The sequence below is a fragment of the Dehalobacter sp. DCA genome, assembly GCF_000305775.1.
GTDB lineage: Bacteria > Bacillota > Desulfitobacteriia > Desulfitobacteriales > Syntrophobotulaceae > Dehalobacter > Dehalobacter alkaniphilus.
This window is the reverse complement of sequence record NC_018866.1, coordinates 1,019,325-1,033,632: the sequence shown is the minus strand read 5'-3', so window position 1 is coordinate 1,033,632 and position 14,308 is coordinate 1,019,325. Positions and strand designations below refer to the sequence as shown.

At 44.2% G+C, this 14,308-nt stretch carries 12 protein-coding genes and 1 tRNA gene; 12 read left to right on the top strand and 1 reads right to left on the bottom strand.

The window, feature by feature from the left end; genetic code table 11:
• The first annotated feature begins 228 nt into the window (after positions 1-228).
• The 5 genes from spoIVA to DHBDCA_RS04810 all read left to right on the top strand — a co-directional run bounded on the left by spoIVA (position 229) and on the right by DHBDCA_RS04810 (position 4,398).
• Positions 229-1,710 carry a stage IV sporulation protein A gene (spoIVA, locus tag DHBDCA_RS04825; protein WP_015043050.1) on the top strand — a complete coding sequence of 494 codons (1,482 nt, stop codon included), beginning with the start codon at positions 229-231 and terminating at the stop codon, positions 1,708-1,710.
• A 170-nt stretch (positions 1,711-1,880) separates the two neighbouring features.
• Positions 1,881-2,036, top strand: a complete 156-nt coding sequence (locus DHBDCA_RS15410) for a hypothetical protein (protein WP_021315529.1) — start codon at positions 1,881-1,883, stop codon at positions 2,034-2,036.
• Between the two features lie 184 nt (positions 2,037-2,220).
• A complete protein-coding gene (ltrA, locus tag DHBDCA_RS04820) occupies positions 2,221-3,618 on the top strand; it encodes a group II intron reverse transcriptase/maturase (RefSeq protein WP_015042619.1) in 1,398 nt (465 codons plus the stop codon).
• A gap of 145 nt (positions 3,619-3,763) precedes the next feature.
• Positions 3,764-4,210: an ACT domain-containing protein gene (locus DHBDCA_RS04815; RefSeq protein ID WP_015043049.1), complete on the top strand. Its 447-nt coding sequence runs from the start codon at positions 3,764-3,766 to the stop codon at positions 4,208-4,210.
• 111 nt (positions 4,211-4,321) lie between these two features.
• Positions 4,322-4,398: transfer RNA gene (locus DHBDCA_RS04810), tRNA-Pro, on the top strand.
• Positions 4,399-4,525: 127 nt separating this feature from the next.
• Here DHBDCA_RS04810 and DHBDCA_RS04805 read toward each other — a convergent pair.
• Positions 4,526-6,577, bottom strand: coding sequence for a methyl-accepting chemotaxis protein (locus DHBDCA_RS04805; protein ID WP_015043048.1), 2,052 nt, complete (start codon positions 6,575-6,577; stop codon positions 4,526-4,528).
• Between the two features lie 590 nt (positions 6,578-7,167).
• Between DHBDCA_RS04805 and DHBDCA_RS04800 the strand changes: the two genes are divergently transcribed.
• The 7 genes from DHBDCA_RS04800 to DHBDCA_RS04770 all read left to right on the top strand — a co-directional run bounded on the left by DHBDCA_RS04800 (position 7,168) and on the right by DHBDCA_RS04770 (position 14,307).
• Complete coding sequence (locus tag DHBDCA_RS04800; RefSeq protein ID WP_015043046.1) at positions 7,168-7,518, top strand: toprim domain-containing protein; 351 nt, start codon at positions 7,168-7,170, stop codon at positions 7,516-7,518.
• Positions 7,519-7,888: 370 nt separating this feature from the next.
• Entirely contained in the window at positions 7,889-8,677 is a 789-nt protein-coding gene (locus tag DHBDCA_RS04795) for an electron transfer flavoprotein subunit beta/FixA family protein (protein WP_015045138.1), read from the top strand.
• Between the two features lie 14 nt (positions 8,678-8,691).
• A complete protein-coding gene (locus DHBDCA_RS04790; RefSeq protein WP_015043044.1) occupies positions 8,692-9,888 on the top strand; it encodes an electron transfer flavoprotein subunit alpha/FixB family protein in 1,197 nt (398 codons plus the stop codon).
• 69 nt (positions 9,889-9,957) lie between these two features.
• On the top strand, positions 9,958-12,030 hold the full coding sequence (locus DHBDCA_RS04785; protein ID WP_193352138.1) for a (Fe-S)-binding protein: 2,073 nt from the start codon (positions 9,958-9,960) through the stop codon (positions 12,028-12,030).
• A gap of 201 nt (positions 12,031-12,231) precedes the next feature.
• Positions 12,232-12,993, top strand: a complete 762-nt coding sequence (locus tag DHBDCA_RS04780; protein ID WP_015043042.1) for a polyprenyl synthetase family protein — start codon at positions 12,232-12,234, stop codon at positions 12,991-12,993.
• A gap of 193 nt (positions 12,994-13,186) precedes the next feature.
• Positions 13,187-13,972 carry a twin-arginine translocase subunit TatC gene (tatC, locus tag DHBDCA_RS04775; protein WP_015043041.1) on the top strand — a complete coding sequence of 262 codons (786 nt, stop codon included), beginning with the start codon at positions 13,187-13,189 and terminating at the stop codon, positions 13,970-13,972.
• A complete protein-coding gene (locus tag DHBDCA_RS04770) occupies positions 13,969-14,307 on the top strand; it encodes a Sec-independent protein translocase subunit TatA/TatB (protein WP_015043040.1) in 339 nt (112 codons plus the stop codon). Before tatC ends, DHBDCA_RS04770 begins: the two co-directional genes overlap by 4 nt.
• The last annotated feature ends 1 nt before the right edge of the window (position 14,308 follow it).

Here is a 14,308-nt window from a genome sequence, read left to right as displayed (position 1 = left end):
TGGATACTGTGTTCTTGCCTATATGTATTGCAAATAGCGGAAGATATTCTTGAGTCCTCAGAAAAAATGGATAAATAATTTAGACATAAATTTGTTATTTCTTCAATATAAATATAATGCTTGAGGTGCTAGTCCTGTTGTTAAGTGTGAGAAGACAAAACAAGCAAAAAAAGTAGATTTCAGGTCCTTGCTGGAAGGACAGCACACTAAAAGGGAGGGAAAAGATCTATGCAAAACTATGATATTTTCAGCGATATTGCTGAAAGGACAGGAGGGGATATTTATTTCGGTGTTGTCGGTCCCGTCAGGACTGGAAAATCTACATTTATTAAACGTTTTATGGAACTCCTGGTCTTACCGAACATAGTCAATGTATTTGAGCGGGAAAGAGCACGGGATGAGCTTCCGCAAAGTGGCGCGGGCCGCCGAATCACAACGACGGAGCCCAAGTTTATTCCTTCTGAGGCGGTTGAAGTTGTTTTGAAGGATACGATTCATATGAATGTCAGAATGGTGGATTGTGTCGGATACGCTGTGAATGGTGCACTTGGTTATGAGGGGGAAGAAGATGAACCGCGAATGGTTCATACCCCCTGGAATGACGAACCGATTCCTTTTGAGGAAGCGGCTGAAATAGGTACCCGCAAAGTGATTACCGACCATTCTACCTTGGGTATCGCCATCACGACAGACGGATCGATATCCGAAATTCCGAGAGAAAACTATCTTGAAGCGGAGCAGCGGGTCGTTTCCGAACTGAAGGAAATAGGCAAACCATTTATTCTGCTGCTGAATACGACCAAACCCTACGCGGAAAGCACCATGGAGCTATGCCGCGGCCTGGAGCAGGAATACCAGGTGCCGGTCATTCCGGTAGACTGCATGGAAATGAACTTAAATGACATTTCTCAGATCCTTGAGGAAATTCTGTATGAGTTCCCTGTTGCCGAAGTCAATATTGAACTCCCCAAATGGGTTGAAGAACTGGACCTTTCCCATCCGATCCGGGCCGAGTTTGAGAACGTCATTCAGAAATCGGTTGGGGATATCAAGCGGATCAGGGATATCGATCATGCCCTGGAGATATTGTCTGAATGTCCGCATTCCAAAGACATTATTCTGAAAGAGACCGATCTCGGAACGGGCCATGCCGAAATTGAGATCACCACCGAAAAAGATCTGTTTAAACAAGTCCTGGAACAGCTGACGGGAATTAATATTGAAGGCGATCATACTCTTTTAAGAATGATTTTGGATTATAGCAAAGCCAAAAAAGAATGGGATAAACTCTCGAAAGCTTTTGAAGAAGTCAAAACAAACGGCTATGGTGTTGTCACACCGCAACTGGACGAAATGTTTCTGGAAGAGCCTGAACTGGTCAAATCCGGAGGTCATTTCGGAATCAAGCTTAAAGCAAGCGCACCGTCCCTGCATATTCTGAGGGCGGATGTCACGACGGAAATAACGCCGCTGATCGGGACCGAAAAGCAGGCCGAAGAACTAGTCAAGTATCTTCTGGAAGAATTTGAATCTGATCCGAAGAAATTATGGGGGTCCAATATTTTCGGTAAGTCCCTGCATGACTTGGTTAGGGAAGGAATTCAGAACAAGCTTTACAAAATGCCGGACAATGTCCAGATCAAACTGCAGGATACGCTGCAGCGTATCGTGAATGAAGGACACGGCGGTCTGATCTGCATCATTATTTAGAGGCGCATGAACAGATTTTATCTTCGTTTTTTTGAAAGAAAGGGAAAGCCCCACATTAGGCTTTCCCTTTCTTTAACTAAGTGCGCCCGGCATGGGCAACAACTCGGCGGTGAGAGTCCGCTGCACGCTTGGTAGTAGGAAGTGCTAGCCGAACGGCAAGGGTGTCCATCGTGAGGTGGAATCTAAAGGAAGCCGTAAGCAAAGTCCTGAACCGACGAACAGAAACCGCATATAAGGCTGAATCAGGGTGGACGAGTTTGCTTAATAAAACAAAGTCCAATACTACCCGAACCCTGTACAGTAAATGCGGCGGTTACATGGGATGAAGGTTGTTGTTCTTACCCGGGGAGATCTCATACCACGCTCCCGACAAGAGGGACGCATTCGACGACCCACAGGAGCAAACCGCGCAGTGATGTGTAGCTGAGGCATGAGAAGTCAGCAGAAGCTATAGTACCGCGGAAACGCGGGAAGGGCTGAACAGTAGTAGTCTTTTGAAGAAGGAAGAAGGTGGACGATGTGAAGAAGGCAGAATACGAGGGAAACCTTGGCTGCCGCCCGGAAGATAGGGTGGAACCCGAAGACAACGGCGGAGCGCGGAGCATCGTTGAACGAGAAACCAAGGAAAAAGACGGTGCAGTCGACCTAATGAAAAGACTTCTGGACAGAGAAAACCTGAACAGGGCTTTCAAAAGGGTTAAGTCAAACGGTGGAGCAGCAGGAGTCGACGGAATGACCGTGGATGAAATGCTGCCCTGGCTCAGGAAACACAGAGAGGAGTTGCTACAGAGTTTAGGAAACGGGATGTACAGGCCTCAACCGGTTAGGAGAGTAGAGATACCCAAACCGGATGGAGGAGTACGAAAACTTGGTGTGCCAACGGTCATTGATCGGATGGTGCAACAGGCATTGGTGCAGATATTGCAACCAATCTTTGAACCGCTGTTTTCGGAGGCAAGCTACGGCTATCGACCGGGGCGCAGCGCACAGCAAGCCATGAAGGAAGCGAAAGAGTACTACGAACAGGGATATACCCGCGCAGCGGATATCGATCTGTCAAAATACTTCGATACGATGAATCATGAACTGCTGATGAATATAATACGCAAAGAAGTAAAAGATAAGCGGATTATAGACCTCATCAAGAAGTTTCTGAAAAGCGGAGTCATGGAGAATGGAGTGAAAAGCAAGACGGAGGAAGGCAGCCCACAGGGAGGCCCGTTATCTCCGTTACTTTCGAATATCTACCTCAATGAATTCGACAAGGAAATGGAAAGACGGGGGCACAAGCATTTGCGATACGCGGATGACATTGCTGTCTACACCAAGAGCCGCAGAGCAGCAGAACGTGTATTAGAAAGCTGTAAGCAGTACCTTGAGAAGAAACTAAAGCTGAAAGTGAACTCGGAAAAGAGTAAAGCGGGATCACCGCTGAAGCTTAAGTTCCTTGGCTTTGCCTTGTACAGGACGGGCAAAGGTACGGGAATACGGGTGCATGAAAAGTCAATGAAGAAATTCAAGGAAAAGCTCAAAGGCATCACAAAACGGAATCGCGGAAGGGCCATTCAACAGATTCTGAAGGAACTGAAGCTATATACAACGGGGTGGCTTAATTATTACGCTATTGCCGGTATGAAGAGCAGAATTCAGGAACTGAACAGGTGGCTGAAACGACGGATACGGATGTATATCTGGAAGCAGTGGAAGAAACCAAAAACCCGAATCGGGAACTTGATAGCACTCGGCATGTCGGTTTACTGGGCACACAAGAATGGGTACACTGGCAAAGGCTACTGGAGAGTAGCCGGGAGCGGGATACTTAATCATACGTTGACTGACAAATACCTCGAATCCCTCGGCTATGATGACATAGCCAAGAAATACGAGGTACTGCACTTAAACTATTGAACCGCCGTACGCGGAACCGCACATACGGTGGTGTGAGAGGCCGGGGGCGAGACGCCCCCTCCTACTCGATTCTGGTTGTCAAAACCGTCAGAAAATGATTATAATAGATGAAACAGCATGCTAAAAAAGTTGGGAGCTGAATTGTGTGAGCAAACAGAAAAAAGATTTTCTGTTGGTAAGCAAGGAGATTCTTCCTGAGGCGATTACGAAAACAGCTCAGGCTAAAGAACTTTTGGCGAAATTTGATGTGCTGACCGTGAATGAAGCCTGTGAGAGGGTCGAAATAAGCCGGAGCGCATTTTATAAATATAAAGACGGAGTTTTTCCGTTTTATGAAGCAAGTAAAGAAAAGATGATTACGCTGTCCTTGCTGCTGATGGACAAAGCAGGGATTTTGTCGAATGTTTTAAACTATGTCGCCTCCGTCTCCGGAAATATCATTACCATCAATCAGGGGATTCCGCTGCAGGGGATTGCCAATGTCTCCATTTCGATCGAAACAGAAAAAATGGAAGAAACTGTGGAAAGCCTGGTGTCAAATCTGGGTGAGCTGGATGGTGTACGTAAAATTGAATTGATTGCTAAAAGTTGAAACGCACAATCAATGTTATTTGTTTTTTGTAATTTGTTTTTTGCCGAATTTTGCTTGATTTTTTACCCCCGGTATGATAGATTGTATTAGTGTTTCGCAAGGGACAGATGTCGGGGCGTAGCTCAGCTTGGTAGAGCGCTACCTTGGGGTGGTAGAGGCCGCACGTTCAAGTCGTGTCGCTCCGACCAGTAATTACATTACAATGTTAAAGGCTAAATAAACATCAAATGCCATAAGAAAAACCCCGGAAAATTTTATAATTTTCCGGGGTTTTTCTTATTCAGGAATGATTAATTTAATTCATTTGCTTTCTTCTTACAAAGAGAACCTTGAAACCAGCTGATTCAACTGATGGGCACTTTCAGCCAGTGTCCCGGAAGACTCGGCAATTTGGGCAATTGAATTTGTCGTGATTTCTGCCCCTTTCGTGATCTCTTGAGCTCCCCTGGCGCTTTCATTCATATTGACTGCCACGGATTCAATTGCTTTGCTGACTTCATTCACGGTCATGAGCACTTGATTGCTCATCTCGGTTATTTTGCTCGTTGTCCGGTAGAAGGTTTTGGCATCTTCAGCATAGCCCGCGCCGATATTGACCAGCGTTTCGTAATCTTTAACGACTTTATTGTTTATGAACTGAAGGACTTCACCGCTGTTATCAATCAGATTGGCGATAGAATTCTGCACATCCTGCGTTGATTCTTTAATTTGCTCAACGGTGGAAGAGGATTCTTCTGCAAGTTTACGAACTTCTTCGGCGACGACCGCGAATCCTTTGCCGTGTTCACCGGCTCTGGCTGCCTCGATGGCTGCATTGAGTGCAAGCAGATTCGTTTGATCGGCAATCGCAGCAATTGTATCCGCCAGTGTGGATATTTGTTTGACGATGCTGGCATCTTCAATCGCTTTGCTGAGCTTAACCTTAATGTCTTTGTACAGATCTGTAGCTTCCTGCTGGGCTTTCTGGGCATTCTGCTGGATCCCTAAAGCTCTGGTCTCTACCTGCTTGGCAGTATCAGAACCTTCTTTGGATTCACTGGCAAGCTTGGTCAGGGCTGTTGTCATTTCTTCTCCGGAAGAATTGATTTCTTCTGTCGAAGCCGATACGGTCTCCATGCCGGCTGAGATTTCTTCCACTGAAGCCAGGATCTCTTCCATCGTCGAGGATACATTCTCGGCGGTGGAGGAGAGTTCTTCACTCGATGCACCTAAGTCTTGGGCACTGGCCGAGATCTGGCCAACCAGCTCTCGTAAATCTTTGACCATCGCATTATTTGCTTCGGCCAGTTTACCGAATTCATCATTGGTTGTAATATCGGCTGTACTTTGTAAATTTCCTGAGGCAATACGCTGCATGGTTTCAACCAATCCATTGACAGGTCTGACGGCAGAAGCGATCAGCCAATAGAGAATCAGAATTATCAAAATAAGCCCAATGACAGCGATGACAAGGGTGATTGCTAGCATAGAGTTAATGCCCGCCAAGGCTTCTGATTTATCGATTAACATCGCTATTGTCCAGTCCGCATTGCTGATTGGCGTGGAAAACAGCCAGCTTTCATTGCCGTTAAATGGATTGGAGACCGTTTTATACATGGTTTCTGATGTTTTCAGGATATCGGAAAAAACTGCCGCCGTCTGGGTATTTTCATTGATGTTTTTGCCGAGGAGTTGCTCATCCGGAGCGGCAATAAAAAGGCCGGAAGGACTGAGCAAGACAAACTGGGCTGATTTATACGGTTTGTATTTTAATAAATTTTCCTGGATGGAAGTCAGGCTTCGGTCAACTCCACCAATACCGGCAAAATTATTATTGATCATAATTGGAGCTGTATACGAGGTCATCAATACACCTTCATAACTAAAGGGCTCGATGATTACTGGTTTTGATGTCTGTTTGGGTAACTGATAGAAATCACTGGCATCCATATCGACAATAGGATCCAGTGCCTGTGTACCGCTCAGCCTATTCCAGTAAGGCGCAAAACGCCCGCTGGAATCACTGCCGGCTTGTCCTTGCCAGGCTTTATCCTGCCCGTCGGCATTTGGTTCATAAGCAACATAGCTGCCGATAATGGTTGCTGCGTTCGTATCTAGAATACGCTTTAGGGCGTTTGTCGTCTCTTTCCTTTTGCCAAAGATTCCTGTTTCCTGCGAGATCACGATATCCTCTGTAATTTGCAGGGCCAAATCATTTTCTCCTGCCAAATCACCGGCAATTTTGTTTACGATCTCTTTGCTGTAGGATATGGCATCATCCATCTGATTGTTTCTGGCATTAATCGCCATATATGTAATGATGCAAGAAGTCACAATGATCACTGCTATACTGGCTCTAATAGATATTTTCTGCTTAATTGTTGTCATTCCATTTCTCCTCTCTCTTCGCAAAAAATAATGGTGTATTCGGCCAGGATTATTAAGTTATCCTGAGTACAAATACTTTCTAATTCTAGAATATTCTAGTTGATTGCATTTTTCAACAATTTTCTATAAACACTTCAGAAAGTAAAAGGCTTTTGCGTAGGACAATAAAGTAGGGAGCTGTATCCATTTTGAGAAGTAAGCATAGACGGGTTGTAGAAGGACATACTACTTAGGGAGTGCGTAATAGCAAACGATGAAAGGACAGCCGGCATGGGTAAACATAAAAAAAATGCAAGAGCCAAATCGTCTCTGACGGTAAGTGATCCACATTTTACAGATTATGATGTTCAAAAGGAACGTAATATCCAACAGACACAAGCCGACAAACCGAGCCATTCCTGAAACGAAGATATCGATCATAATCCGGGGGAACCCGGATTATTTATGTATATGATTTATTTAGGACATTTTTTATGACTTCCATTAATTATTATTCATTGATGATATTAATAAATGATTTATAATAAGAGAAACATATAAAGCAGATCAAGAATACCAGATACGGGATAAAGGATATCAGCAAACAAATCTTGGACAAAAGAAGTGATGAAGTGAATAAAGCCATTATTGTTGAAGGGAAGACAGACAGGGAGCAGCTGCTGAAGGTACTGGATGAACCTGTCGAAATCATCTGTACGTACGGAACCATTAATCAAACGAACCTTGAAAGGCTCATTGACGAAGAGAAATACGATGAGATTTATGTGCTGGTCGATGCGGACGAACCGGGAAATAAGCTCAGGCGGAGCATCAAAAACATTTTCCCGAATGCCCGGCATATGTATACCAGAAGAATATACCGGGAGGTGGCATCAACCCCGCTTGAGGAAATATATGATATCTTGAAAAATGCTCACTTTGATGTGAAAGAAATACTTTAACAAGAGAAATCCAGCCTTGTAACAAAAAACATTAATAATCCCCAAAAAATATCAAAATTCGCTTGTGTTATTCTTCACTTTCTGATATTATTTCGATAAGTAGTATATACAAATATATATATTTGTATGTATAAATATGTTTCTTCCTAAGGTATTCTAAGGGGTTGATCCCTAATAAAAATATCTTTGTTAGCATATTGTAAAATACTAATGTGAAAAATTTCACAAAGACATTATGAGGTAAAACTACCCACAGAATGTACCTGCGATTCATTATTTGGTCAAAAGGGGGACACGAGCACTTTTTATATAAATACTCTCAGTTTTTTTGTATTAATGTAAAAAGCAACGCAAGGAAAGGATGAAGAAAGTGGAAATCGTTGTTTGTATTAAACAAGTACCTGATACTACCGAAGTAAAGATTGATCCAGTTAAAAACACGTTAATCCGTGACGGTGTTCCGAGTATCGTGAATCCGTTTGACGAATATGCGGCTGAAGCTGCTATTAAAATCAAAGAACAATACGGCGGTAAAGTGACCGTCTTAACCATGGGACCGCCACAGGCGGTATCTGCGCTGCGCAAATGTTTGGCAATGGGCGCGGATGAAGCAGTACTGATCAGTGACCGGGCGTTTGCAGGCGCCGATACTTGGGCTACTTCCTATTCGCTGGCTAAAGCCATTGAGAAAATTGGCAAACCGGATATCATCTTCTGCGGAAAAATGGCCATTGATGGAGATACCGCCCAGGTGGGGCCTGGTATTGCCGAGCATTTACATCTTCCCCAAACAACCTATGTTCAAAAAATCAGAGAAGTCCATGAGGATCATCTCGTTGTTGAACGCGCCTTTGAAGGCGGATTTGAAGTAATCAAAGTTCAATTGCCTGCGGTCATCGCAGTCGATAAAGCAATCGGCGAACCAAGGTATCCGAGTGTTAAAGGTTCGATCAAAGCCTCAAGAATGCCGGTATCAACTTGGTCAGCTGCTGATATTGAAGCTCCTGCCGAAAAGACCGGACTGAACGGCTCCTGCACCCAGGTTATGCAGATCTTCACGCCTGAAGTTAAAATTCAGAGTGAAATGCTTAAAGGTGAAACAGACGAACAATTATGCAATTTGCTGATTAAGAAGCTGCAGGCTGCTGAAATCATATAAGGAGGAGCAGGAAAATGAGTGTAAAGATCCTAGAAAATCAATGTAATGGCTGCGGCGCTTGTGTTGATAGATGTCCTTTCGGTGCTATAGAGATCGTAGCCGGCATCGCAAAATTAAAGGAAAATTGTACCGGCTGCGGAGCCTGCGGCAAAGCTTGTCCGAACAATGCCATAGAAGTTACCAAAAAAGCCAAGAGAGCTTCTAAAAACAACGATGAATACAAAGGTGTATGGGTCTTTATCGAACAACGCAACGGCAAGATTGACACCGTAGCGCTCGAGCTGCTTAGCGAAGGCCGCAAGTTGGCCAATGAGCTGAAGGCGGAACTGGCCGGCGTGCTTCTTGGTGAAAATGTTGACGAATTGACTAAAGAGTGTTTTGCTTACGGCGCTGAAAAAGTCTATCTGGTAGACGGCCCTGTGTTTAAGGATTATCGTACCGATTCCTATACGGATGCGATTGTTGAAATTATTAATAAATATAAACCGGAGATTCTGCTGTTTGGCGCGACCAATAACGGACGTGATTTTGCAGCACGTATCGCAGTCAGGATTACCACCGGCCTTACGGCGGATTGCACCGCTCTTTCCATTGATCCGGAAACACGGCTTTTAAGACAGACCCGGCCTGCATTTGGCGGCAATGTTATGGCGACCATTCTTTGCCCGAATCATCGTCCACAGATGGCCACGGTCCGTCCGAAGGTCATGAAAATGGATGAGCCCGATTACAGCCGGACAGGTGAAGTTATCCGCTGTGAAAGCTCCGTCAAAGAAGCGGATATGACCACCAAGATTTTAGATATTATCCAAAGCATATCTCACACCGTCAATCTGCAGGATGCTGAGATTATTGTCTCCGGCGGCAGAGGCATCGGCGGGCCGGAAAATTACCGTTTGATTGAGGAACTTGCTGAAGCTCTTGGAGGCGTAGCCGGTGCATCCCGTGCAGCAGTTGACGCAGGATGGGTTCCGCATTACCGTCAGGTAGGGCAGACCGGAAAAACGGTTGCTCCGAAACTTTATATTGCCTGTGGTATTTCAGGCGCTATTCAGCATCTTGCCGGGATGAATACCTCCGATATCGTTGTTGCAATTAACAATGATCCCGAAGCTCCCATTTTCAACATCGCGACCTATGGTCTTGTTGGGGATCTTCATCAAATTGTGCCGATGCTGACCCAAAAGATCAAAACGTTAAAAAGGGCGTAATAAACGATCTTTAAGGGCATAATGAACGATCTTTAATGATAAGATGATCCGGCTGACGGATAAAATAGGATGAGTAGGAAAAGGAAGGTGTTAGGATTGCTTTCTTTAAAGCTGATTATATTTTTAGTACTGACAGGACTTGCAGTTTATGCGTTTGTTCACGCCTTAAGTAAAAAAATCCGTATTTTGACTTTAGGCGCGAAAGAAAACAGGTTTGACAACCCGGGCAAACGTTTAAAGAATTTTATCGTGAATGTTTTATTGCAGGGCAAAATGCTCAGGGAATTTTACGGCTATATTCACTTGTTTATCTTCTGGGGATTCATATTCATTGCCTTAGGAGAAATCCCGTTTATGATCGAAGGACTGTTCCCATCTGTCCATGTTCCTTTGCTCGGAACAAGTCCCTACTTCTATCTAATTAAAGACATTCTGTCGACACTCGTATTTGTCGGTTTAATTATCGGTGTGATCCGAAGATGGATCGTCAAGCCTAAACGTCTCTATCGAACACCAGAAGCCGCGATCATCGTCATTCTGATCTTCCTGGTTATTATCACCGAATGGCTGACCAGTGGAGCCAAAGTTGTCTTAGATGCAAACTCCGCTTATAACCTGGCCTTCATCTATCATCTGTTTGCCGGACTGTACCAGGGCTACAACGCTGAAACGCTCAGTGTCATCATTGAAATTTGCTGGTGGACCCATGTGCTGATCATTCTCGGGTTCCTGGTCTATATCCCGAACTCCAAGCACATGCATTTGCTGGCCTCGCCGTTCAATGGCTATTTTGCCACGTTGAAACCTGCCGGCGGCCAGATTCCGGCAATGGATCTGCTAGACGAAAAGGTTACGGAGTACGGTATAGGAAGAATCGAAAACTTTACCTGGAAACAGCTGCTGGACTGCTTCTCATGCGGGGAATGCGGCCGTTGTATGGATAACTGTCCGGCCAATATCTCCGGTAAACCGCTGAATCCAAAAAAGCTCTTAAGCAGAGAGCTGAAGGATCATCTTCTGGAAAAAGGCGCTGAGATGACCAAGCTTGGTCTTAAATCCACAGCTGATTTAACAGCTGTGGATTTCAGGAAGATTGCCAAGGAGGACCGCGAGTGTGCGGAAATACTTCAAAAGCATTTAATCGGCGATGTCTTTACACGCGATGAACTCTGGTCCTGTACGACCTGTTCAGCCTGTCAGACTTTATGCCCGGTATCGAACGAACATGTCAACAAGATCATTGATATGCGTCGGTATGAGGTGATGAATGAAAACAACTATGCACCTGAACTGCAGCTGGCTTTCCGTAATGTTGAAAGCAAATACAATCCGTGGGGTGTCAGCTGGAGCGAGCGTGCCGGCTGGGCCAAAGACCTTGATATTCCAGTCATGAAAACAGCAGAAAATCCGGAGTATCTATTCTGGGTCGGCTGTGCCGGTTCTTTCGACAACCGCGCGAAGAAGGTTTCCGTAGCTACTGCCAAGATTCTTAAGGCTGCCGGCGTCAACTTTGCGATCCTTGGCAGAGAAGAGAAATGCTGCGGTGATTTTACCCGCCGTGCCGGCAACGAATATCTCTTCCAGTTCATGGCCAAAGAAAATGTAGGCATCCTGAATAACTATGGCGTGAAGAAGATTATCGCTACCTGTCCACACTGCTTCAATACCCTGAAAAATGAGTATCCGGAACTTGGCGGCAATTATGAAGTGATTCATCATACCCAGTTCATTAACCAGCTTATCAGAGAAGGCAAGCTGAAACTGAATAAAGACATTCAGCTGCCGGAACAAAAAATTGTATACCATGACTCCTGTTATCTCGGGCGCTACCAGCAGGAATATGATGCACCGAGAGCACTCTTCAATAGGATTCCAGGGGTTCAGCTCGTTGAGATGGACCGCAACCATGACAAGAGCTTTTGTTGCGGTGCAGGTGGAGCCAGAATGTGGATGGAAGAAAATCTGGGTGACCGTATCAACAACCTAAGAGTAGAACAAGCACTTTCCAAAGATCCTCAAGCCATTGGCGCCAACTGCCCATTCTGTATTACGATGCTGGAAGACGGCGTCAAAGATAAGGCTAAGCCTGATCAAGATGTTCACGTTGTCGATCCAGCCGAACTCATTGCAAAAATGATCTAACAAAAAAGATAGACCTTTGGCAGTCTCGGGATTGCTAAAGGTCTATTTACTTGATACAATACATACATTATGTATAGAATTATGTCGTTTCTTGAATAATAGACAGAAACAACAGGGCAGGATTTTTATTTTTAATCACGAATAATGTAAAATAACACAGAACTATGTGGAATACTTAGGATTTCTGGAGGGGAATCAAAGGTGATCGAAGTTTATAGCGTTGAATCGGAACTAAAAACAGTTGAAACGGAAATGAATAAAGAAATGCAGTTTAATTCATCAACGCTAGATGATCTGTTGAACCTGCCAATGAATAATCTAGACAGGTATATGAGTCCGGCCTTGGTTTTGTCTGTAAGCTGTATGACCGGAAAAATCAGCAAAACAACTCTTTCCCTTGCAACCGTTTTTCAATATGTTTTCTTGGCGCATCATATTCATAAACTGATTACTGATGAGGATATGTCCGAGCATTCCAGGCAGTTTCCCGTACTGACAGGGGATTTTATGTTTGGACAAACCCTTAAGAAGGTATGTCAGGAAGATATATTCCCATATGCCGGTCAGTTTGTCAAACTAATCAAGACGATCAATGAAGGCATCCTGATGCGCTGGCGGTATAAAAATAAGCGTATCCCTTTCCAGGAATATAACATGATCTTAGGCAATGAAAGAGCTTCTCTGACGGCGCTGGCTGTGAAACTCAGTGCTAAGCTTTCCGGGATTCCCCAAACTTATATCGATAAACTGGAGAACTTTGGGTACTGTATAGGGATGGCCTGGGCAGCTTCGGAAGAACCAGCCTGTGCTTCAATATTACAGGAAAATCTCAGTAAAGCAGAAGAGAACCTGGCTCAAATCCGCGATTATTTACCGATCAAGCCTTTGCAGGAATTAATGGAATTTCTATCCGCGGAAATCGAGCGAAACAAAAAAGCCGGTACAGGGGTCTTACAACAATAAATATCCTGCGTGAAGATCTTGGAGCTCTCAAGCCACTGAGAAACATTTTTATATATCAATCTCAGACCTGAGCTTTTTTTTGTCTGACACGAATAAGAAACTTTCCTAGAATATAGAAAGTATATTTGGTATTCTTTAAATATCGTGATAGAATAATTAATGGCTCGTATTTAGCTGATGGAGGAGCGAAATAGTGCAACGCAGAAAAAAAAGAAACTTAGAAATGAGCCTTGTGGGACATGTTAAAGAATTAAGAAAAGTACTTCTTATTTCTTTGTATGCGATTGCTATTGGAACGGTTATCGGGTATATTTTCAGCGACTATGTATACGGTTTTCTGGCAGAGCCTGTCACGGAGATGGCCGGAGTAAGCTTTATTACCACAACCCCGATGGAGCCGATTATGGTAAAGCTGCAAATATCGGTAGTAACCGGTATCATTATTGCCCTTCCAGTTGTGTTGTGGCAGATATGGAGCTTTATACTTCCAGGTCTCAAAAAAAATGAACGTAAGTATCTTTACTATATCGTTGCGTCATCGTTTATTCTTTTTATTGCCGGCGCCGCTTTTGCCTACTATCTTGTTTTGCCGGTCTGTTTGAAGTTTCTGTTGCTTGCAGGAGGAGGAGCCGTAGATTCTACGCCTTTTGTGACTAAATCCTCTTATTTGAAATTTATTTTAACGTTTATGGGGACTTTCGGAGCAGTATTCCAACTGCCGGTTGTGCTGCTTTTCCTGATGAGAACCGGACATCTGTCTCCAAAAACGCTTGCCAAATTTCGCAAATGGGCTTTCTTTGCCATTATTATACTTACCGTAGTTGTATCCCCGACACCGGATCTCTTAACTCAGCTGCTGATGGCAGGCCCAATATACATGCTTTATGAACTAAGTATATGGCTGGGCTATCTCATTACGAGAAAGAAAAAAGAACTTCAGCCTTCCGAAGCCGAAGAGGGAGGGGGACAGAACCAATGAGTATGACTGAAATTGCGCTGATATTAGTCATCGCTGTCGTTCTATTTGGTCCGGATGATTTGCCCGTTGTGGCGAGGACTTTGGGCAAAATGATATTTAAAGTACGAAAATTCACCGATGAAGTCACCAGAGAATTTAAGAGTACACTTAGTGCTCCCAACGGTCTAATTGAAAATGCTTTTAAAGACTATCCTCCTAAAGACCATCCTTCTGAAGATAAACCGGCTCAGTCTAAAAAAATAGCGGAAGATGAAGAGCTTCTTTCCTATCAGGAAATTGAGGAATCGTCTCCCGATAAACAAGTGAATCAGAAAGACATGCAAGCGGGTGAATAAT